Origin of the sequence: Bacillus massilinigeriensis, assembly GCF_900117315.1 — a bacterium.
In the GTDB taxonomy this organism is placed as follows: domain Bacteria; phylum Bacillota; class Bacilli; order Bacillales; family Cytobacillaceae; genus Bacillus_BE; species Bacillus_BE massilionigeriensis.
Genome location: NZ_LT630337.1, coordinates 581,576 through 603,730, shown reverse-complemented (window position 1 = coordinate 603,730; position 22,155 = coordinate 581,576). Strand labels below are relative to the sequence as shown.

Sequence of the window (22,155 nt, the reverse complement as noted above, 5' to 3'; positions counted from 1 at the left end):
ATTATTTGCCTCCTTCCTCAGTTTTCTTCTTAGTAGGAAGGACCTCTCCACGATAGATCCATACTTTTACGCCTAGTTTACCGTAAGTTGTATCTGCTTCAGCAGTAGCATAGTCGATATCTGCACGAAGTGTATGAAGTGGAACAGTTCCTTCACTGTATGATTCGGAACGAGCGATGTCCGCACCGCCTAAACGACCAGATACCATTGTTTTGATACCTTTTGCACCAGCGCGCATAGCACGTTGAATAGCTTGTTTTTGTGCACGACGGAAAGAAACACGGTTTTCTAATTGACGAGCAATATTTTCCGCAACTAATTTCGCATCGATATCTGCTTTTTTGATTTCAAGAATGTTGATATGAACACGTTTGCCAGTTAATGAGTTAAGTGCTTTACGAAGTGCTTCAACTTCAGTACCACCTTTACCGATAACCATACCTGGTTTCGCAGTGTGGATAGTGATGTTTAAACGGTTTGCAGCACGCTCAATTTCTACTTTAGAAACTGATGCATCGTTTAAGCGTTTCGTAATGTACTCACGAACCTTAAGGTCTTCGTGTAAAAGATCTGCATAGTCTTTGCCTGCGTACCATTTAGATTCCCAATCACGAATGATACCGACACGCAAACCGACTGGATTTACTTTTTGACCCACTGATTATCCCTCCTTCTTCTCTGATAAAACGATAGTAATATGACTAGTACGTTTATTAATTTGGCTTGCACGACCTTGTGCGCGAGGACGGAAACGTTTTAAGGTTGGTCCTTCGTCTACAAATGCCTGTTCAACAACTAGATTATTAACGTCCATTTCGTAGTTGTGTTCTGCGTTAGCCATTGCAGATTTTAAAACTTTTTCTACGATTGGAGAAGCAGCTTTTGGAGTGTGCATAAGAATAGCCACTGCTTCACCTACTTGCTTTCCTCGAATTAAATCAACCACTAAACGAGCTTTACGAGGAGCAATACGAACTGTTCTTGCGACAGCTTTAGCTTGCATTAGAATGCCTCCTCTCATTAACGTCTTGTTTTCTTATCATCATTAGCATGGCCTTTGTATGCACGAGTTGGAGCGAATTCTCCAAGTTTGTGACCTACCATGTCTTCTGTAACGTAAACTGGAACATGTTTACGACCATCATAAACCGCAATGGTATGACCGATGAATTGTGGGAAGATCGTAGAACGGCGTGACCAAGTTTTGATTACTTGCTTGCCTTCAGTTTCATTCAACTTTTCGATCTTTGTCATTAAATGCTCATCAACAAAAGGTCCTTTTTTTAAGCTGCGACCCATGATTGAACCTCCCTTCGCGATTGCCCTACGGCTCTATTTATGAACCGTAGCTCAATCCCGTTATTTTTTACGACGACGTACGATAAATTTATCTGATTTATTTTTCTTGCTACGAGTTTTGTATCCAAGAGTTGGTTTGCCCCATGGAGACATTGGTGATTTACGTCCGATAGGAGCACGACCTTCACCACCACCGTGTGGATGGTCATTAGGGTTCATTACAGATCCACGTACAGTTGGACGTTTGCCTAACCAACGAGAACGACCTGCTTTACCAATGTTAATAAGTTCATGTTGTTCATTACCAACTTGACCTACTGTTGCACGACAAGTTGCTAGAATCATTCTAACTTCACCAGAGTTTAAACGCACTAGTACGTATTTACCTTCTTTACCAAGAACTTGTGCAGAAGTACCAGCTGAACGTACTAATTGTCCACCTTTACCAGGTTTTAACTCAATATTATGAATAACTGTACCAACAGGAATGTTTACTAATGGTAGGGAGTTACCTACTTTGATATCTGCTTCTGGACCAGACATTACTTCCATTCCTACTACTAAGTTTTTAGGAGCAAGAATATAGCGTTTCTCTCCATCTGCATAATTAATTAATGCAATATTTGCTGAACGGTTTGGATCATACTCGATTGTAGCAACGCGGCCTGGAATGCCATCTTTGTTGCGTTTAAAATCGATAATGCGGTATTGGCGCTTATGACCGCCACCTTGATGACGAACTGTTAACTTACCTTGGTTATTACGACCGCCCTTGCTCTTTAAAGGAGCTAAAAGAGATTTTTCAGGAGTGCTAGTTGTGATTTCAGCGAAATCAGAAGTAGTCATTCCACGACGACCGTTAGAGGTAGGTTTGTATTTTTTAATCGCCATTAGATTTCCCTCCTCTTCTATTTATTAGATTTCAAAGAATTCAATTGCTTTGCTTTCTTCAGTAAGCTTTACGATCGCTTTACGGCGTTTGTTAGTGTAACCGCCAAAGCGTCCCATGCGCTTAAATTTACCTTTGTAGTTCATGATGTTTACTTTTTCAACATCTACTCCAAAGATTTCTTCAACAGCATCTTTAACTTGTGTTTTGTTTGCTCTAACATCAACTTCGAAAGTATATTTCTTTTCAGCCATTAAGTCAGAAGAACGTTCTGTGATAACGGGGCGCTTAATGATATCGCGTGCATCCATTATGCAAGCACCTCCTCTACTTTTTCAACCGCTGCTTTAGTCATGATTAATTTATCATGATTTAAAACATCCAATACATTGATTCCTTCAGCAGTTACAACTGTTACACCAGGGATGTTACGAGCTGATAATGCTACGTTTTCATCTAGGTCAGCAGTTACAATAAGTGCTTTAGAATCTACAGAAAGACCATTTAATACACCTTTAAAGTCTTTTGTTTTTGGAGTTTCAAAAGCTAGGCTTTCTAATACTAAAATATTTTCTTCTAATACTTTAGATGATAATGCAGATTTAATAGCTAAGCGGCGAACCTTTTTCGGTAATTTATAGCTATAGCTACGAGGTACAGGTCCGAATACAGTACCACCACCACGCCATTGTGGGGAACGGATAGATCCTTGACGTGCACGTCCTGTTCCTTTTTGGCGCCATGGTTTACGACCGCCACCAGAAATTTCAGAGCGAACTTTTGTTTTATGAGTTCCTTGACGTAAGGAAGCTCTTTGCATAATTACAGCTTCAAATAACACATGGTTATTTGGCTCAATACCAAATACTGAATCGTTCAGTTCGATTTCTCCAACTTGAGATCCACCTTGGTTAAATAATGCTACTTTAGGCATTCTCATTTCCTCCTTTCCGACTTACTTATTACGCTTTAACCGCACTTTTAATTTTTAATAATGCTTTTTTAGCACCAGGTACGTTACCTTTAATTAATAGTAGGTTACGCTCTACATCAACTTTTACAATTTCAAGATTTTGAACAGTGATTTGTTCTCCTCCCATACGTCCAGGTAATGCTTTACCTTTAAATACGCGGTTTGGAGCAACAGGTCCCATTGAACCAGGACGACGATGATAACGAGAACCGTGTGCCATTGGTCCACGAGATTGTCCGTGGCGTTTGATTGCACCTTGGAAACCTTTCCCTTTAGAAATTCCTGTTACATCAACAATATCGCCTTCAGCGAAAATTTCTACTTTGACTTCCTGACCAACCTCATACCCATCTAAGTTTAGTTCGCGGAACTCACGAACGAAGCGCTTAGGAGCAGTATTTGCTTTAGAAACATGTCCTTTTTCTGGTTTGTTAGAAAGCTTTTCGCGTTTATCTTCAAATCCAAGTTGAATAGCTTCGTAGCCATCAGTTTCTGCAGATTTCTTTTGAAGAACAACGTTTGGAGTAGCTTCAACAACAGTAACCGGGATAAGTTCACCATTTTCAGCAAATACTTGAGTCATACCGATTTTTCTACCTAAGATTCCTTTGGTCATTATAGTCACACCTCCTATGATTTTCGTTTTTTATTCATTAAAGTTTAATTTCGATATCAACACCAGATGGTAAGTCTAAACGCATTAATGAATCAACTGTTTGTGGAGTTGGGTTCACGATGTCGATTAAACGTTTGTGTGTACGCATCTCGAATTGTTCACGAGAATCTTTATACTTATGCACCGCACGAAGAATTGTGTAAACGGATTTCTCTGTTGGAAGAGGAATCGGACCAGATACAGCTGCACCAGAACGCTTAGCTGTTTCTACAATTTTCTCTGCAGATTGATCAAGGATTCTGTGATCATAAGCCTTTAAACGGATACGAATTTTTTGTTTTGCCATTATTTTCCCTCCTTTTCGCCTATTTTACTATAGACATTCTCCGTGAAAATTTCCCACACACTCGCCATGGCAAAGCGGCCGGGTGTGTCAGCAACCTTCCACATCATCGCAGTCAAAGACCAACATTGTCTATTATACTGAAACCATAAAGGAAAATCAACTATAATATTCATTTCTTTATGTTTCACACACTTTTATTATTATAATGGGTGCATTACACAAATTCAACCCGAGTACATAAAGTCAGAAAATTGACTTTTACATTTATAGATATTGTAGTTATGTATTTATTAATGTTTTTATTTACGTAACAAATATTCCTAAAATCTCATTATTATATCGCAAAAAATTCATATTTTTCTCACAGTTGATTGTTAGCATAAGATGAACAAAAAATATGGAGGGAAATTTATATGAAGAAAAAAATTCTATTCGTTTTATTCGGCCTGATTTCCGCTATCATTCTATCCGCTTGCGGCGCCGAAGAACAAAAAAATGAAGCCGTCAATAATGACAACAACACAGAAAGTACCTCAGCAACTTCTGAGAAAACTGGTGAAGAGGCTCTTGAACCTACAAAGGATGACATGTGTGCATTCTGTAATATGAAAATTTACACAAAAGATGAAGAAATGGGTGTATTTACAGCCCAAGCTATCGACAAAGATGGGCATAATATTTTCTTTGATGATTCCGGATGTATTTTGAATTATGAAAGAAAAACTGGTGAAACATTAGACAAACAATGGGTTAAGGATTACTTAACCTCTGAATGGATTGATGCAAAGTCCTCAATTCCAGTAAAAGCAGATATCCAGACACCAATGAAATACGGATATGCATTCTTTAAAGATGACACATCCGCTGAGAAATTTATTAATGATAATAAAAATCTAAATCCGACATCTGTGACTTGGGAGGATATTGACAAAGTAGCTAATGAAAGATATCAAATGAAAATGAAAAAGGGTATGGATAAAGACATGGAAATGAATATGGAAGATTAATAATAGAAGAAAAAGAAATTATATATACAAAAAACAGGTGGAATGATTCCACCTGTTTTATTATCATTAATTATTCAATGATTGAAGCAACTGATCCAGCGCCTACTGTACGTCCACCCTCACGAATAGAGAATTTAGTACCTTCTTCGATAGCGATTGGAGCGATTAGTTCAACAGTCATTTCGATGTTATCGCCAGGCATAACCATTTCTACGCCTTCTGGAAGATTGATGATTCCAGTTACGTCAGTTGTACGGAAGTAGAACTGAGGGCGGTAGTTAGCGAAGAATGGAGTATGACGTCCACCTTCTTCTTTTGATAAAACATAAACTTGTGCTGTAAATTTAGTGTGTGGAGTAATTGAACCTGGTTTTGCTAAAACTTGTCCACGTTGGATTTCTTCACGAGCAACCCCACGAAGAAGAGCTCCAATGTTATCTCCAGCTTCAGCATAATCAAGAAGCTTACGGAACATTTCAACACCAGTTACAGTAGTTGATTTTGGTTCTTCAGCTAAACCGATGATTTCAACAACGTCACCAACTTTAACTTGGCCACGTTCTACACGACCAGTTGCAACAGTTCCACGACCAGTGATTGAGAATACATCTTCAACTGGCATCATGAATGGTTTGTCAGTATCACGAGTTGGAGTTGGGATATATTCATCAACAGCAGCCATAAGTTCTAAGATTTTTTCTTCATATTCTGCATCGCCTTCTAATGCTTTTAATGCAGAACCTTTGATTACAGGAATATCATCACCAGGGAATTCATATTCAGAAAGAAGGTCACGAATTTCCATTTCAACTAATTCTAATAATTCTTCATCGTCTACCATATCACATTTGTTCATGAATACAACTAGGTAAGGAACACCTACTTGACGAGAAAGAAGAATGTGCTCACGAGTTTGTGGCATTGGACCATCAGCAGCAGATACTACTAAGATACCGCCGTCCATTTGTGCAGCACCAGTAATCATGTTTTTAACATAGTCAGCATGTCCTGGGCAGTCAACGTGTGCATAGTGACGGTTAGCAGTTTCATACTCAACGTGAGAAGTGTTGATAGTGATTCCACGCTCTTTTTCTTCAGGAGCGTTATCGATTTGGTCATATCCACGAGCTTCAGCTCCACCAGCTTTTGCAAGTACAGAAGTGATAGCAGCTGTTAAAGTAGTTTTACCATGGTCAACGTGTCCGATTGTACCAATATTAACGTGTGGTTTTGAACGGTCAAATTTAGCTTTTGCCATTAGGAAAAATCCTCCTTTGGTTTATAAAAATTATTAAGTATTTTAAGGGTTTTGGGAAGTGGAAATCCAATTCCCAAAACTATCATGCTTACATTAGTAGTTATACTTGATTAAAAGGTTAAAATCAATTATTCACCTTTATTTTTTTTGATGATTTCTTCAGAAATTGATTTTGGTACTTCTTCATAGTGATCGAAGTGCATGGAGAATACTCCACGACCTTGAGTGCTTGAACGAAGAGATGTAGCATATCCAAACATTTCTGAAAGTGGAACCATTGCGCGAACTACTTGAGCATTTCCGCGAGCTTCCATACCTTCAACACGTCCACGGCGAGAAGTGATACCACCCATAATATCTCCTAGATATTCTTCAGGCATTACAACTTCAACTCTCATGATTGGTTCAAGGATGACTGGGCTACACTTAGATGCAGCATTTTTCAACGCCATAGATGCAGCAATTTTAAACGCCATTTCAGAGGAGTCTACATCATGATATGATCCATCAAAAAGTCTTGCTTTAATATCAACCATTGGATATCCAGCAAGTACTCCTCTTTCAAGAGCATCTTCTAAACCTGCTTGAACAGCAGGAATGTATTCACGTGGTACAACCCCACCGACGATACCATTTTCGAATTCAAATCCTTTTCCTTCTTCATTTGGAGAGAATTCAATCCAAACATGTCCATATTGTCCGCGTCCACCAGATTGACGTGCGAATTTACCTTCCACTTGTGCAGATGCACGGAAAGTTTCGCGGTAAGCAACCTGAGGTGCACCAACGTTAGCTTCAACTTTAAATTCACGGCGCATACGATCAACGATGATATCTAAGTGAAGCTCACCCATACCAGCGATGATTGTTTGACCAGTCTCCTGATCAGTATGTGCACGGAAAGTTGGATCTTCTTCTTGAAGTTTTTGCAAAGCAGTAGACATTTTGTCTTGGTCTGCCTTAGATTTTGGTTCTACTGAAAGCTCAATAACTGGTTCAGGGAATTCCATTGACTCAAGGATAACAAGATTTTTGTCATCACATAGTGTGTCACCAGTTGTTGTATCTTTCAATCCAACAGCTGCAGCGATATCTCCGGCATAAACCTTCGAGATTTCTTGGCGGCTATTCGCATGCATTTGAAGGATACGTCCAATACGTTCACGTTTTCCTTTAGTAGAGTTTTGAACATATGATCCAGACTCTAAAGTACCTGAATATACGCGGAAGAAAGTTAATTTCCCAACAAATGGGTCTGTCATTACTTTAAATGCTAGAGCTGCGAATGGCTCTTCATCACTAGAATGACGTTCAACCACTTCATCGGTATCAGGTAGTGTACCCTTGATAGAAGGTACATCTAGAGGTGATGGTAGGTAATCAATTACTGCATCTAGCATTAATTGAACACCTTTGTTTTTGAATGCAGATCCACAGATAACTGGGTAGAATTCAACATTTACTGTACCTTTACGAATAGCTGCTTTTAGCTCTTCAACAGTGATTTCTTCACCACCAAGGTATTTCTCCATTAAATCCTCATCAAGTTCTGCTACTGCTTCTAATAATTTTTCACGGTATTCTTCGGCTTGTGCTTTGTACTCTTCTGGAATTTCACGTACTTCAATGTCAGTTCCAAGGTCATTACTATAGAAATGAGCTTTCATTTCTACTAAGTCAATGATAGCCTCGAATTGATCTTCCGCACCAATTGGTAATTGGATTGGATGAGCATTCGCTTGTAGACGGTCATGAATCGTTTTAACTGAATATAAGAAATCAGCACCGATTTTGTCCATTTTATTTACGAATACTACACGTGGAACTCCATAAGTAGTTGCCTGACGCCAAACCGTTTCTGTTTGAGGCTCAACACCAGATTGAGCATCAAGAACTGCAACTGCTCCGTCTAAAACACGCAATGAACGTTCAACTTCAACTGTGAAATCCACGTGTCCAGGAGTATCAATAATATTCACGCGGTGACCATGCCACTGAGCAGTTGTTGCTGCAGAGGTGATCGTAATTCCACGTTCTTGTTCTTGCTCCATCCAGTCCATTTGAGATGCACCTTCGTGAGTTTCACCAATCTTATGGATACGGCCTGTGTAATAAAGTACACGTTCAGTTGTTGTTGTTTTACCGGCATCGATATGTGCCATGATTCCGATATTGCGAGTATTTTCTAAGGAGAACTCTCTTGCCATTTGGTATTTCTCCTTCCTGCTTTGAGTGTAATTTTTATTTTGAAGGTTATCTTACCAACGGTAGTGAGCAAATGCTTTATTTGCTTCTGCCATTTTGTGTGTATCTTCACGTTTCTTAACTGATGCACCAGTATTGTTTGCTGCATCAAGAATTTCGTTAGCTAAACGCTCTTCCATCGTTTTTTCTCCACGAAGGCGTGAGTAGTTTACTAACCAACGAAGACCAAGAGTTGTACGACGATCAGGACGCACCTCTACTGGTACTTGATAGTTTGAACCCCCCACACGGCGAGCTTTAACTTCTAGTACTGGCATGATGTTTTTAAGAGCTTGATCAAAAACTTCCATTGGATCTTTACCAGAACGCTCACGGATAATATCGAACGCATTATAAAGAATAGCTTGTGATTTACCTCTTTTACCATCTATCATCATTTTATTAATAAGACGAGTGATTAACTTTGAGTTGTATAACGGATCTGGTAATACATCTCTTTTTGCTACAGGACCTTTACGAGGCATGTTTGTTCCTCCTTTCAAAGAAGTAATTTTTATTGTTTAGATTATTTTTTTGCAGCTTTTGGTTTCTTTGTTCCATATTTAGAACGACCTTGCATACGGTTGTTAACTCCAGCAGTATCAAGTGCACCACGAACGATATGGTAACGTACCCCTGGTAAGTCTTTTACACGTCCACCACGGATAAGTACAACACTGTGTTCTTGTAGGTTATGACCGATACCAGGAATATAAGCAGTAACCTCAATTCCATTTGTTAAACGAACACGCGCATATTTACGTAATGCTGAGTTCGGTTTTTTTGGAGTCATTGTACCAACACGAGTACATACACCGCGTTTTTGTGGTGAAGATACGTTTGTTTGTGATTTCTTGAAGCTGTTATAACCTTTGTTTAGTGCTGGTGATTTTGATTTTTCCTCTTTAGATGTACGAGGTTTACGCACTAATTGATTAATTGTAGGCATTAATTTGTCCTCCCTTCATCATTTCTATGTCCACACATCCAGGTGGTTCATTTTGATGCAAAAACAAAGCTTTTGTAGTGACTAATGCTACAAAAACAGTTTTTAATGTGTTATTGCAACAGCCGCAGTCTTCACATCGATGTTACATGCTTTACCAAGCCGTTTCATCGAGTCAACATAGGTAATTGGAACATTTTGTTCTTTAGCTATACTAATAACATTAGCAGTAACTCTCGGTTCTGCATCTGTCGCAATTAGTATTTCTTTTACAATCCCTTGTTTTAAGGCTTTCGCTGTTTGCTTTGTTCCTACTATAATTTTACGTGCCTGTGATACTTTTTCATAAGACATGTTCTATCCTCCAAAGTAACAGGATAATAGCAGCACCTTTGATATATTACCACTTTATAAATATGGTGTCAACATCGATTTATTTTTTTATTATTTTTGTTTCGAATTCCTATAGCTCTTTTATAAAAGAATAAATATGCGGTCAATCATATTAGATCGACCGCATTAATTGATTATGCTTAACCAATTGTAATTGTTTCTTCTGATTCTTCATCAACAATCACAGGGTCAGCTTTTCGATATCGTTGCATTCCCGTACCTGCTGGAACGAGCTTACCGATAATAACATTTTCTTTTAAGCCGAGGAGCTCATCTCGTTTTCCTTTTATCGCTGCATCTGTAAGTACTCTAGTTGTTTCTTGGAAAGAGGCAGCAGATAGGAAGGAATCTGTCTCAAGAGATGCCTTGGTAATACCAAGCAATACCGGACGTCCAGTGGCTGGTAATTTACCTTCAAGTAACGCTTGTTCATTCGCATCTGTAAATTGGTGAATATCCAGAAGCGTTCCTGGTAGAACCTCTGTATCACCAGCATCAATAACGCGAACCTTACGCAGCATTTGTCGTACCATTACCTCTACGTGTTTATCTCCAATTTCAACCCCTTGCATACGGTATACTTTTTGGACTTCTCGTAATAGGTACTCTTGAACTGCGGTAACATCTTTTACCTTAATTAATTCTTTCGGATCAATAGAACCTTCTGTTAGTTCTTGACCTCGTTCCACCTGATCATTTACTGCAACCTTAAGACGAGCAGTATATGGTGCATGGTAAGTTCGGGATTCCACTTCTCCTTGAACAACAATCTCATGTTGTCGATCCTTACCTTCGTTAATACCAACTACAACACCACTAATTTCAGTGATAACCGCTTGACCTTTAGGGTTACGCGCTTCGAAAATCTCCTGAATACGAGGTAAACCTTGAGTAATATCGTCTCCAGCAACCCCACCTGTGTGGAATGTACGCATTGTAAGCTGTGTTCCTGGTTCACCGATAGACTGTGCAGCGATAATACCAACTGCTTCGCCTACTTCTACTTCTTGGCCTGTAGCTAGGTTTCGACCATAGCATTTTTTACATACACCATGGCGAGTATTACAAGTAAAGGCTGAACGGATCCATACCTCTTCTATTCCTGCTTCGGCTACTTCTACTGCTAAATCTTCTGTAATTAGTCCGTTTTCAGGAACAATTACATTCTTTGTTTCTGGATGTTTAATAGCCTTTCTAGCATATCGGCCAATTAATCTTTCTTCTAATGATTCAATAATTTCAGTACCATCTTTTAAGGCAGCAATCAATAATCCGCGATCTGTACCACAATCATCTTCTCTGACGATAACATCCTGTGCAACGTCTACAAGACGACGAGTTAAATATCCTGAGTCAGCTGTCTTTAAGGCAGTATCTGCAAGACCTTTACGAGCCCCGTGTGTAGAGATGAAGTACTCTAATACTGTCAATCCTTCACGGAAACTTGATTTAATTGGTAACTCGATAATACGTCCAGCCGGGTTGGCCATCAGTCCACGCATACCAGCTAATTGTGTAAAGTTAGAGGCATTACCACGAGCTCCAGAATCACTCATCATAAAGATTGGGTTAGTTTTTTCCAAGGAATTCATCAGTTTCGCTTGGATTGTATCTTTTGCTTGGCTCCAGATGGAAATTACACGATCATAACGTTCATCTTCAGTAATCAAACCACGTCTGAATTGTTTCATAACGTTATCTACTTTGTTTTGAGCGTCATGGATTATTTGTTGTTTTTCCCCTAATACAACGATATCAGCTACACCAACTGTAATACCAGCTTTTGTTGAATATTTAAATCCAAGGTCCTTCATACGGTCTAGCATTTTTGATGTTTCAGTGATTTTGAAACGTTTGAATACTTCCGCAATGATATTTCCAAGTATTTTCTTCTTAAATGGATCAACTATTGGCATATCTTTAATAATAGCCTTAACGTCTGATCCCTTTTCAACAAAATATTTTTCAGGTGTCTTTTCTTCTAGGTTAAGCTTTGTTGGTTCGTTAATATATGGGAATGTTTTTGGTAGAATTTCGTTGAAAACTAATTTACCTACCGTTGTTATTAATAATTGATTATTTTGTTCCTCGGTGAAGGTTTGATTATTTAAAGAACGAGCTGTAACAGCAATACGAGTATGTAAATGTACATAACCATTTGCGTATGCGAGTAAGGCTTCGCTAATATCTTTAAAAATCATTCCTTCTCCAATTGCACCTTCACGTTCTAATGTTAAATAATAGTTACCTAACACCATATCCTGTGATGGTGTTACAACTGGTTTACCATCTTTCGGATTTAGAATGTTCTGAGCAGCAAGCATAAGAAGTCTTGCTTCTGCTTGTGCTTCAGATGAAAGTGGTACGTGAACAGCCATTTGGTCCCCGTCAAAGTCTGCGTTATAAGCCGTACATACTAACGGATGAAGACGAATCGCACGACCTTCAACTAGAGTTGGTTCAAAAGCTTGAATTCCAAGTCTGTGTAAAGTTGGGGCACGGTTTAATAATACTGGATGTTCCCTAATTACTTCTTCTAATACATCCCAAACTTCAGGTGATACACGTTCGATTTTGCGTTTAGCAGATTTTATATTATGCGCTAGTCCTTTTTCAACTAGTTCCTTCATGACAAATGGTTTGAAGAGCTCAAGCGCCATTTCCTTTGGAAGACCGCATTGGTACATTTTTAAATTCGGACCTACCACGATTACCGAACGTCCTGAATAATCAACACGTTTTCCAAGTAGGTTTTGACGGAAACGTCCTTGTTTTCCCTTTAGCATGTGTGAAAGAGATTTCAATGGACGATTACCAGGTCCAGTAACCGGACGACCACGACGACCGTTATCAATTAACGCATCTACTGCCTCTTGAAGCATACGTTTTTCATTTTGAACGATAATGCTTGGTGCGCCAAGGTCTAATAATCGTTTTAAACGATTGTTACGGTTAATAACTCGGCGGTATAAATCATTTAGGTCTGAAGTTGCAAAACGCCCACCATCAAGCTGTACCATTGGTCGTAGCTCTGGAGGGATAACTGGAAGTACATCTAGAATCATCCATGCTGGGTCGTTCCCAGAGTTACGGAAAGCTTCTAGTACTTCAAGACGTTTGATAGCCCTTGTACGACGTTGACCTTGTGCCGTTTTTAACTCTTCCTTCAACGTCTCAACATCTTTTTCTAGGTTAATATCTGTAAGTAGCTTTTTAATGGATTCAGCACCCATAGATGCCTGGAATTTATTACCGTACTTGTCCCGGTATGCTCTATATTCCTTTTCAGATAATAATTGCTTTTTCTCAAGCGAAGTATCACCTGGGTCTGTTACAACATAAGAAGCAAAGTATATTACTTCCTCAAGAGAGCGAGGAGACATATCTAATACAAGTCCCATACGGCTAGGAATACCTTTAAAATACCAGATATGAGATACAGGAGCTGCCAATTCAATGTGCCCCATACGTTCGCGGCGGACTTTTGCTCGTGTGACCTCTACACCACAACGGTCACAAACTACGCCTTTATAACGAACGCGCTTATATTTTCCACAGTGGCATTCCCAGTCCTTTGTAGGACCAAAAATCCTTTCGCAAAATAAACCGTCTTTTTCTGGTTTTAGAGTTCTATAGTTTATCGTTTCAGGTTTCTTAACTTCACCAAATGACCATGAACGGATTTTATCTGGTGATGCAAGACCAATCTTCATATACTCAAAATTATTGACATCCAGCAAGGGGCCTACCTCCCTTTTAATATACAGGTTTTACCCTAATTGACCTTATAACCGGTGGCCCGGCAGTAAAAACCTTTTCCACCTCCACAAAGCATGGAGATGGAGAAGGACTGGTATCTATTTAATTAAAAGGTTAACTACTCTTTTAATCCTACTTTTTCTGTTTCGACTTCTTCAGGCTCTGTAAGAATGCTTAAGGAATCTGCCTGTGGAAGCTCTTCTTCATCTTCTAAATCTCGCATTTCGATTTCTTCTTCATTACTAGATAGAATTTTAACATCCAATCCAAGACTTTGAAGCTCTTTAATTAATACCTTAAATGATTCAGGTACACCTGGCTCTGGTACGTTTTCCCCTTTAACAATTGCTTCATAAGTTTTAACACGTCCAACCACATCATCTGATTTTACAGTTAAAATTTCTTGCAATGTATAGGCAGCACCATATGCTTCAAGTGCCCAAACCTCCATCTCTCCAAAGCGCTGACCACCAAATTGAGCCTTACCACCCAATGGTTGTTGGGTTACTAATGAGTAAGGTCCAGTTGAACGAGCATGAAGTTTATCATCGACCATGTGAGCAAGCTTAATCATATACATGATTCCGACAGATACACGATTGTCGAATGGTTCACCTGTTCTTCCATCGTACAGGATGGTTTTGGCATCTCTCGCCATACCGGCTTCTTCAATTGTGCTCCAAACATCATCTTCAGTAGCACCATCAAATACCGGGGAGGCAACATGAATACCTAATGATCTTGCTGCCATTCCTAAATGAAGCTCAAGCACCTGACCGATGTTCATACGAGATGGAACTCCTAATGGATTTAACATGATATCAACCGGTGTACCATCTGGTAAGTATGGCATATCTTCTTCAGGTAATATACGAGAGATTACCCCTTTATTACCGTGACGACCAGCCATTTTGTCTCCTTCGTGTATTTTACGTTTTTGAACGATGTATACACGAACTAATTGATTTACGCCTGGAGGAAGTTCATCCCCATCTTCACGGTTAAACACACGAACATCATGAACAATTCCGCCGCCACCATGAGGAACTCTTAAAGATGTATCACGAACTTCACGTGCTTTTTCACCAAAGATAGCATGTAAAAGTCGTTCTTCTGCAGTTAATTCTGTCACCCCTTTAGGTGTAACCTTACCTACTAGAAGATCTCCATCCTTTACTTCTGCCCCAATGCGAATAATTCCACGTTCATCAAGATTTCTTAACGCATCTTCTCCGACATTCGGAATATCACGAGTAATTTCCTCAGGCCCAAGCTTTGTATCACGGGATTCTGATTCGTATTCCTCAATATGAATAGATGTATACACATCATCTTTTACAAGGCGTTCACTCATAATGATTGCATCTTCGTAGTTGTATCCATCCCATGTCATGAATGCTACAAGAACATTTCTTCCAAGGGCTAACTCACCCAATTCCATAGATGGGCCATCACCAAGAACTTCGCCTTTAACAACGCGGTTTCCAACAGCTACGATTGGTCGTTGGTTATAACACATTCCTTGATTGGATCGTGTAAATTTTGACAGACGGTATTTATCAAGATTTCCTTTTACCTCTTGACCATCTACTTCTTGTATACGACGAACCCAAATTTCTCTTGCCTCTACATGCTCAACAATTCCTTCATGCTTACAAATTACAGCTGCTCCAGAGTCTTTTGCTGATACATATTCCATACCTGTTCCAACTCTTGGTGCCTCAGGTTGAATCAGTGGAACCGCTTGACGTTGCATGTTCGCACCCATTAGCGCACGGTTAGAGTCATCATTTTCTAGGAATGGGATACATGCAGTCGCAGCAGAAACAACTTGTTTCGGCGATACATCCATATAATCAATACGCTCACGCTTGATAACTGTGTTTTCCCCACGGAAACGAGCAACTACTTCCTCGTCCAAGAATGAACCATCGTCACCTAAACGAACATTTGCTTGGGCAACAACATAGTTATCTTCTTCGTCAGCTGTTAAGTAATCAATCTTATTTGTTACCTTGCCAGTATCTGGGTCAACTCTACGATATGGAGTTTCAATAAATCCAAATCGATTTACCTTCGCAAAGGAAGATAACGAGTTAATCAATCCAATGTTAGGACCTTCAGGAGTTTCAATTGGGCACATGCGTCCGTAGTGAGAATAGTGAACATCACGCACTTCCATTCCAGCACGTTCACGAGTTAAACCACCAGGACCTAATGCAGATAAACGACGTTTATGTGTTAACTCAGCTAATGGATTCGTTTGATCCATGAATTGAGACAACTGTGAGCTTCCGAAAAATTCTTTAATTGAAGCTATTACAGGTCGAATATTTATCAATTGCTGAGGTGTAATCGTGTTCGTATCTTGGATTGACATTCTTTCTCTAACTACACGTTCCATTCTCGATAGACCGATACGGAATTGGTTTTGTAATAACTCACCAACAGAACGTAAGCGTCTATTTCCTAAATGGTCGATATCGTCAGTATCTCCAACAGAATATAACAAGTTGAAGAAATAGCTGATGGAAGAAATGATATCAGCTGGTGAAATGTTTTTAACAGCTTCTTCCACATACGCATTGCCGATAACATTTATTGTTTTATCCCCATCCTCATTAGGAGCGTAAATCTTTATAGATTGTAAAAGGATGTCTTCCTCAACAACTCCACCATAAGGATTGAAGGTTTTAAATCCAATATTTTTCTCTAAATTAGGAATAATCTTATCTAATGTACGTCGATCTAACGTAACACCTTTTTCTGCTTTGATTTCTCCTGTTTCAGGATCGACCAAAGTTTCTGCTAAACGTTGACCAAAAAGGCGATTTTTAATATGAAGCTTTTTGTTGATTTTGTAACGACCAACACTAGCTAAATCATATCTTTTTGGATCAAAAAATCTTGATACTAACAAACTTTTAGCATTTTCAACTGTAGGCGGTTCACCTGGACGAAGACGCTCATAGATTTCGAGTAATGCTTTTTCGGTACTTTCGGTATTATCCTTTTCAAGAGTATTACGGATATACTCATTATCTCCAATCAAATCAATGATTTCCTGATCGGAGCCGAAACCTAATGCACGCAAAAGAACCGTAACGGGCAACTTCCGAGTACGATCTATTCTCACGTATACGACATCTTTGGCATCTGTTTCATACTCTAGCCAAGCGCCGCGGTTCGGGATAACAGTTGCGGTAAATCCTCTTTTCCCATTCTTATCAACCTTCCCACTGTAGTACACACTCGGTGAGCGTACTAACTGAGAAACGATAACACGTTCTGCCCCGTTAATGACAAACGTTCCTGTTTCCGTCATAAGAGGGAAGTCTCCCATAAAGACATCTTGGTCTTTTACCTCGCCTGTTTCTTTGTTAACTAAGCGAACTTTCACACGTAATGGTGCTGAATATGTAACATCTCGTTGTTTTGATTCCTCAACGGAATATTTTGGATCACCAAGGCTATAATCGATGAACTCCAGCGACAAATTCCCAGTAAAGTCTTCAATTGGTGAAATATCGCGAAACATTTCACGCAAACCTTCATCAAGAAACCATTGATATGAAGAGGTTTGGATTTCAATTAAATTTGGTAATTCTAAAACTTCACTGATTCGCGCGTAACTTCTCCGCTTCCGGTGTCGTCCATACTGAACTAGTTGACCTGTCAACTGATTCACCCCTCAAATCAAGCGTTATAATATTGCATCTATTGCAGTCTTATAAGAAAGTATTTTATGCTTCCCATAAGACAAAAAGAAAAAGGGTTTTTTAACTCAAAAACCGCATTTTCACATTTCAACTATTATTTTGTTAGCATACCCGGTTAAAACCAAAATTATACAACTTTCGATGATTTTAGCAGTTAACCTGAAAATATTATGTTGGCATTTTACAATGCTACCATAGCTTTATTGCAAAGTCAATTATTTTTTTGCTTTAATAATAAAATATCCCTTTTTCTTTTCAACAGTCTCCACTTCAGAAAATATTTCTTCTAGTTTTTTAATAGCTGAAGGGGCACCTTGTTTCTTTTGAATTACCACCCACAGCTCTCCCCCAGGTAGAAGATGATCTATACTTTGTTCTAAAATATCATGAACTACTTGCTTACCAGCGCGGATTGGAGGATTTGTTAATATGGCAGAAAAGTCTTCTGCCTCTACATTTAAAAGACGATCACTCTCATATATTTGCACATTCGTGATATTGTTTATTCTTGCGTTTTCTTTTGCTAAGTTTAATGCCCTTTCATTCACATCTACCATATGTATGGTTCGATCTCCAAATGCCTTGGATAAAGATAGACCGATAGGGCCATAACCACAACCTACATCTAGAATTTTTCCCATTATATCAGGCATTTGAAAGGTTTCTATTAATAACCTCGATCCAAAATCTACCTCTTTTTTTGAAAACACACCATTATCTGTTTTAAAATGTAACTTTTGATCTCTTAGAGTGTAATCCCAATAAATAGGTTCACTCTCTACTTTTTGAACGCGGGAATAATAATGTTCTGACAAATAATCGCCTTCCTTCGAGGATTGAATTTATGAAGAATTCTTGAGGGCATCGCTCTTGTTGACCTTTCCATTACCAAAAATGAATATAGGTATTAATAGTTATTTTAAAACCAAAAAAGCTCGCTTATGCAGCGAGCTTTTTCATCGTATAATTACTTAACTTCAACGTTAGCTCCAACTTCTTCAAGTTTAGCTTTGATTTCTTCAGCTTCTTCTTTAGAAATGCCTTCTTTAAGAGCTTTTGGAGTGTTGTCAACAAGATCTTTTGCTTCTTTAAGTCCAAGACCAGTGATTTCACGAACAACTTTGATAACTTTGATTTTTTGGTCTCCAGCGCCAGCAAGAACCACATCAAATTCAGTTTTTTCTTCAGCAGCACCGCCAGCAGCGCCACCAACTACAGCTACAGGAGCAGCAGCAGTTACACCAAATTCTTCTTCAATAGCTTTTACTAGATCGTTTAATTCTAAAACAGTCATATTTTTAACTGCTTCAATGATTTGTTCTTTAGTCATGATTATTGTTCCTCCTTAAATTTTGGTTTTCTTTTATAAAAAATTCGTTAGTAAAATCAGCTTACGCGCCTTGTTCTTCTTTTTGATCTGCAACAGCTTTTGCAGCAAGAGCAAGATTGCGGATTGGTGCTTGAAGCACGCTGAGTAACATAGATAGTAAGCCTTCGCGAGATGGTAGTTCTGCAAGAGCTTTTACTTCTTCTACTGATGCAAGGTTACCTTCGATAACACCTGCTTTAATTTCAAGAGCTTCGTGTTTTTTAGCAAAATCATTAAGAATTTTAGCTGGTGCAACAACATCTTCAGTACTGAACGCGATTGCGTTAGGTCCTGTTAATGCTTCATTTAAACCAGCAAGTTCTAAAGATTCAGCTGCACGGCGAGTCATAGTATTTTTATATACTTTGAATTCAACACCAGCTTCACGAAGTTGTTTACGAAGTTCAGTTACCTCTGAAACATTAAGACCACGATAGTCAACTACGATAGTTGATTTACTTGATTTTAATTTATCAGCGATTTCGTCAACGATTAATTTCTTTTGTTCGATTGCGTTGCTCATTCTTACACCTCCTGTAGTTTTACTACATTTATACCGGCGAATAAAAACCTCCACATCAAACGAGACATGGAGGTTATATACAATAAGATCAATCCTAAAAATCTATCGTATTACCTCGGTAGGAAATTAAGTCTAATCTGACACCTACTGTCTACGGTACAAATGTTATTAAATTCACAACAAGATATATTTTATAAAAAATAATCTCGAATGTCAATGACTTTTTTATCTAACTGTAACGGATGAAGGATCTACTTTTACTCCAGGTCCCATAGTTGAAGTAACAGATACGTTCTTCATATAAGTACCTTTCGCAGCAGCAGGCTTCACTTTTACCATAGTATCAAAGATTGTTGTAAAGTTTTCAACAAGCTTTTCATTTTCAAATGAAACTTTACCGATTGGTACATGGATGTTACTTGCTTTATCAACACGGTATTCAACCTTACCAGCTTTGATTTCTTGAACTGCTTTTGTTACATCAAATGTAACAGTACCAGTTTTAGGGTTTGGCATTAAGCCTTTAGGTCCTAATACACGACCTAATTTACCAACTTCACCCATCATATCAGGTGTAGCAACGATTACATCAAAATCGAACCAACCTTGTTGGATTTTGTTGATGTATTCAGAATCGCCTACATAATCTGCACCAGCAGCTTCAGCTTCTTTTAACTTTTCACCTTTAGCAAATACTAACACGCGTTGAGTTTTACCAGTTCCGTTTGGAAGAACTACTGCTCCACGGATTTGTTGGTCAGCTTTCTTAGGGTCTACTCCTAAACGGAAAGCAACTTCAACGGATGCGTCGAATTTTGCAAAATTCGTTTTCTTTACTAATTCGATTGCTTCCTCAATTGGGTAAGCTTTCGTACGGTCAACAAGCTTTAAAGCTTCTTCATATTTCTTACCTTTTTTAGCCATTTTATTTTCCTCCTTGATTGTGGTTTTAACGAAATAATCTCCCACTTGAAAACACAAGCCAGACAGAGTAAAGGTTGCGAGTGAAACCAAATTCAACGTCGCAACCTTTTGTCAGTCATTAGCCATTCACACTAGCATTAGTCCTCGATAACGATACCCATGCTGCGTGCAGTACCTTCTACCATACGCATAGCTGCTTCTACGCTTGCTGCGTTTAGATCAGGCATCTTTTGTTCCGCAATCTCGCGTACTTTATCACGCTTAACTGTCGCTACTTTATTACGGTTAGGTTCACCAGATCCAGATTGGATTCCAGCTGCAACTTTTAATAGAACAGCAGCAGGCGGAGTTTTCGTAATAAATGTAAATGAACGGTCCTCAAATACCGTGATTTCAACAGGAATAATTAAGCCAGCTTGATCAGCCGTACGAGCATTAAACTCTTTACAGAATCCCATGATATTTACACCGGCTTGACCAAGTGCAGGACCAACTGGTGGTGCTGGATTTGCTTTACCTGCAGGGATTTGTAATTTTACAATCTTAATTACTTTTTTAGCCACGAGACACACCTCCTTAAAGTCCGTGATGTGGTAATAGGGATTCACCCTCCCACTCAACTTATAGTCTTTATATGTTAAATAAAGAACTTGACAAAGTCAGTCTCTAACAGAGACATACTGACCTATGAAATATTATCACTTTTTCATTTCAATTTCAAGTTTTTCAAGTTATAATTTTTCAACTTGGGTAAATTCCAATTCTACCGGAGTGTCCCGACCAAACATGTTGACGAGAACTTTTAATTTTGATTTATCCTTATCCATTTCTTCAATAGAGCCAGTGAAATTAGCAAACGGACCTTCTTTAACCTTGACCGTTTCTCCAATTTCGAAATCAATATCCACTCGTTTTTCATCGACACCCATACGTTTAAGAATGACTACTACTTCCTCAGGTAACAACGGAGTCGGTTTCGATCCAGAACCTGCTGATCCAACAAAACCCGTAACACCTGGCGTGTTTCTTACCACATACCAAGAATCATCCGTCATGACTAATTCAACTAGTACATATCCAGGAAATACCTTTCTTTTTACAACTTTCTTTTTGCCATTTTTAAAATCTGTTTCTTCTTCTTCAGGGACAATAACACGAAAAATCTTATCTTGCATTCCCATAGATTCAACGCGCTTTTCAAGATTTGCTTTTACTTTATTTTCGTAGCCCGAATATGTATGAACTACATACCAATTCTTTTCCATTTAGCAGGACAATAAGTCCTTCCCTCCCTATAATTTTTATCAGCTTATTCTTCATAAATGCCTAGAAGTCTTGTTTAGGTTATTTTGTCAAAATGCAGTATAAGCTATTTATTTTTACACAAATTAAAAAACCCGTTTCCGGGCTTTTGTTAAAATTTCCTTTGTTATCCCCATTATACCATGAGTGCTTAGGAGTTATTCAAGGATTAAACGAATCAATTTAGAAATACCTAAATCTATAACTGCAAAAAAGATAGAAAAGAAAACGACAGTTGTGATAACTGTAATCGTATAATTTGTTAGCTCTTTACGTTTCGGCCAACTTACTTTTCTCATTTCACGCCCAACATCACCAAAAAAACCAACTATGCGTTGCATTTACTTTAAACCTCCAAATCCCATACGAGATAGCCTTAATATCTATAAAAATAAATCATTTCGTCTCACGGTGAATCGTGTGGTTGTTACATGTACTACAAAATTTCTTCAATTCTAGACGTTCTGATTCTTTTTTGCTCATTGTTGAATAATTACGACTACCACAATCAACACAAGCAAGAACAATTTTTTTCCTCAATCTCTTCACCTTCAAAACTATCTATTACATCTATAAAAATGTAACATG

24 protein-coding genes and 1 other annotated feature are annotated in these 22,155 nt (G+C 38.6%); of the genes, 1 reads left to right on the top strand and 23 read right to left on the bottom strand.

Annotation, left to right across the window (positions count from 1 at the left end; genetic code table 11):
- Position 1: 1 nt before the first annotated feature.
- From rpsC to rpsJ, 8 genes are read right to left on the bottom strand one after another with little or no spacing between them, the layout of a single operon-like run.
- On the bottom strand, positions 2-658 hold the full coding sequence (gene rpsC, locus BQ6100_RS03030) for a 30S ribosomal protein S3 (RefSeq protein WP_075980322.1): 657 nt from the start codon (positions 656-658) through the stop codon (positions 2-4).
- A 3-nt stretch (positions 659-661) separates the two neighbouring features.
- Positions 662-1,003 (bottom strand): 50S ribosomal protein L22, encoded by a 342-nt coding sequence (rplV, locus tag BQ6100_RS03025; RefSeq protein ID WP_075980321.1) that lies wholly within the window; start codon positions 1,001-1,003, stop codon positions 662-664.
- A 17-nt stretch (positions 1,004-1,020) separates the two neighbouring features.
- Complete coding sequence (gene rpsS, locus BQ6100_RS03020; protein WP_075980320.1) at positions 1,021-1,299, bottom strand: 30S ribosomal protein S19; 279 nt, start codon at positions 1,297-1,299, stop codon at positions 1,021-1,023.
- Between the two features lie 60 nt (positions 1,300-1,359).
- A complete protein-coding gene (gene rplB / locus BQ6100_RS03015; RefSeq protein ID WP_075980319.1) occupies positions 1,360-2,190 on the bottom strand; it encodes a 50S ribosomal protein L2 in 831 nt (276 codons plus the stop codon).
- A gap of 24 nt (positions 2,191-2,214) precedes the next feature.
- Positions 2,215-2,502 (bottom strand): 50S ribosomal protein L23, encoded by a 288-nt coding sequence (gene rplW, locus BQ6100_RS03010; RefSeq protein ID WP_173719887.1) that lies wholly within the window; start codon positions 2,500-2,502, stop codon positions 2,215-2,217.
- Complete coding sequence (gene rplD / locus BQ6100_RS03005; protein ID WP_075980317.1) at positions 2,499-3,122, bottom strand: 50S ribosomal protein L4; 624 nt, start codon at positions 3,120-3,122, stop codon at positions 2,499-2,501. The genes rplW and rplD overlap by 4 nt, the downstream gene beginning before the upstream one ends.
- Positions 3,123-3,150: 28 nt before the next feature.
- On the bottom strand, positions 3,151-3,777 hold the full coding sequence (gene rplC, locus BQ6100_RS03000) for a 50S ribosomal protein L3 (RefSeq protein WP_075980316.1): 627 nt from the start codon (positions 3,775-3,777) through the stop codon (positions 3,151-3,153).
- A 37-nt stretch (positions 3,778-3,814) separates the two neighbouring features.
- The gene (gene rpsJ / locus BQ6100_RS02995) at positions 3,815-4,123 is read right to left on the bottom strand and encodes a 30S ribosomal protein S10 (RefSeq protein ID WP_003354783.1); all 309 of its coding nucleotides are present in this window, start codon (positions 4,121-4,123) and stop codon (positions 3,815-3,817) included.
- A 413-nt stretch (positions 4,124-4,536) separates the two neighbouring features.
- On the opposite strand from rpsJ, the gene BQ6100_RS02990 reads away from it, so the two are divergent.
- Positions 4,537-5,130: a nitrous oxide reductase accessory protein NosL gene (locus BQ6100_RS02990; RefSeq protein ID WP_075980315.1), complete on the top strand. Its 594-nt coding sequence runs from the start codon at positions 4,537-4,539 to the stop codon at positions 5,128-5,130.
- Positions 5,131-5,200: 70 nt separating this feature from the next.
- On the opposite strand, the gene tuf is transcribed toward BQ6100_RS02990, so the two are convergent.
- From tuf to rpmG, 15 genes are all read right to left on the bottom strand, one after another.
- Positions 5,201-6,388 carry an elongation factor Tu gene (gene tuf, locus BQ6100_RS02985; protein ID WP_075980314.1) on the bottom strand — a complete coding sequence of 396 codons (1,188 nt, stop codon included), beginning with the start codon at positions 6,386-6,388 and terminating at the stop codon, positions 5,201-5,203.
- Between the two features lie 128 nt (positions 6,389-6,516).
- Complete coding sequence (gene fusA / locus BQ6100_RS02980) at positions 6,517-8,595, bottom strand: elongation factor G (protein ID WP_075980313.1); 2,079 nt, start codon at positions 8,593-8,595, stop codon at positions 6,517-6,519.
- A gap of 51 nt (positions 8,596-8,646) precedes the next feature.
- Positions 8,647-9,117, bottom strand: a complete 471-nt coding sequence (gene rpsG, locus BQ6100_RS02975; RefSeq protein ID WP_075980312.1) for a 30S ribosomal protein S7 — start codon at positions 9,115-9,117, stop codon at positions 8,647-8,649.
- Positions 9,118-9,158: 41 nt separating this feature from the next.
- Positions 9,159-9,581, bottom strand: coding sequence for a 30S ribosomal protein S12 (rpsL, locus tag BQ6100_RS02970; RefSeq protein WP_075980311.1), 423 nt, complete (start codon positions 9,579-9,581; stop codon positions 9,159-9,161).
- 102 nt (positions 9,582-9,683) lie between these two features.
- The gene (locus BQ6100_RS02965; protein WP_075980310.1) at positions 9,684-9,932 is read right to left on the bottom strand and encodes a 50S ribosomal protein L7ae-like protein; all 249 of its coding nucleotides are present in this window, start codon (positions 9,930-9,932) and stop codon (positions 9,684-9,686) included.
- Between the two features lie 179 nt (positions 9,933-10,111).
- Complete coding sequence (gene rpoC, locus BQ6100_RS02960; protein ID WP_075980309.1) at positions 10,112-13,711, bottom strand: DNA-directed RNA polymerase subunit beta'; 3,600 nt, start codon at positions 13,709-13,711, stop codon at positions 10,112-10,114.
- Between the two features lie 137 nt (positions 13,712-13,848).
- Positions 13,849-17,409: a DNA-directed RNA polymerase subunit beta gene (gene rpoB, locus BQ6100_RS02955; protein WP_075980308.1), complete on the bottom strand. Its 3,561-nt coding sequence runs from the start codon at positions 17,407-17,409 to the stop codon at positions 13,849-13,851.
- Positions 17,410-17,664: 255 nt separating this feature from the next.
- A complete protein-coding gene (locus BQ6100_RS02950; RefSeq protein ID WP_075980307.1) occupies positions 17,665-18,264 on the bottom strand; it encodes a class I SAM-dependent methyltransferase in 600 nt (199 codons plus the stop codon).
- A 152-nt stretch (positions 18,265-18,416) separates the two neighbouring features.
- Complete coding sequence (gene rplL / locus BQ6100_RS02945) at positions 18,417-18,779, bottom strand: 50S ribosomal protein L7/L12 (protein WP_075980306.1); 363 nt, start codon at positions 18,777-18,779, stop codon at positions 18,417-18,419.
- 61 nt (positions 18,780-18,840) lie between these two features.
- A complete protein-coding gene (gene rplJ, locus BQ6100_RS02940; RefSeq protein WP_075980305.1) occupies positions 18,841-19,341 on the bottom strand; it encodes a 50S ribosomal protein L10 in 501 nt (166 codons plus the stop codon).
- A gap of 32 nt (positions 19,342-19,373) precedes the next feature.
- Positions 19,374-19,516: a sequence feature (ribosomal protein L10 leader region), on the bottom strand.
- 50 nt (positions 19,517-19,566) lie between these two features.
- The gene (rplA, locus tag BQ6100_RS02935) at positions 19,567-20,265 is read right to left on the bottom strand and encodes a 50S ribosomal protein L1 (protein WP_075980304.1); all 699 of its coding nucleotides are present in this window, start codon (positions 20,263-20,265) and stop codon (positions 19,567-19,569) included.
- 137 nt (positions 20,266-20,402) lie between these two features.
- Positions 20,403-20,828 carry a 50S ribosomal protein L11 gene (rplK, locus tag BQ6100_RS02930; RefSeq protein WP_141770133.1) on the bottom strand — a complete coding sequence of 142 codons (426 nt, stop codon included), beginning with the start codon at positions 20,826-20,828 and terminating at the stop codon, positions 20,403-20,405.
- 168 nt (positions 20,829-20,996) lie between these two features.
- Entirely contained in the window at positions 20,997-21,530 is a 534-nt protein-coding gene (nusG, locus tag BQ6100_RS02925) for a transcription termination/antitermination protein NusG (protein ID WP_075980303.1), read from the bottom strand.
- A 195-nt stretch (positions 21,531-21,725) separates the two neighbouring features.
- A complete protein-coding gene (gene secE / locus BQ6100_RS02920; protein WP_075980302.1) occupies positions 21,726-21,908 on the bottom strand; it encodes a preprotein translocase subunit SecE in 183 nt (60 codons plus the stop codon).
- A gap of 55 nt (positions 21,909-21,963) precedes the next feature.
- Positions 21,964-22,107 (bottom strand): 50S ribosomal protein L33, encoded by a 144-nt coding sequence (gene rpmG / locus BQ6100_RS02915; RefSeq protein ID WP_075980301.1) that lies wholly within the window; start codon positions 22,105-22,107, stop codon positions 21,964-21,966.
- Positions 22,108-22,155 lie beyond the last annotated feature (48 nt).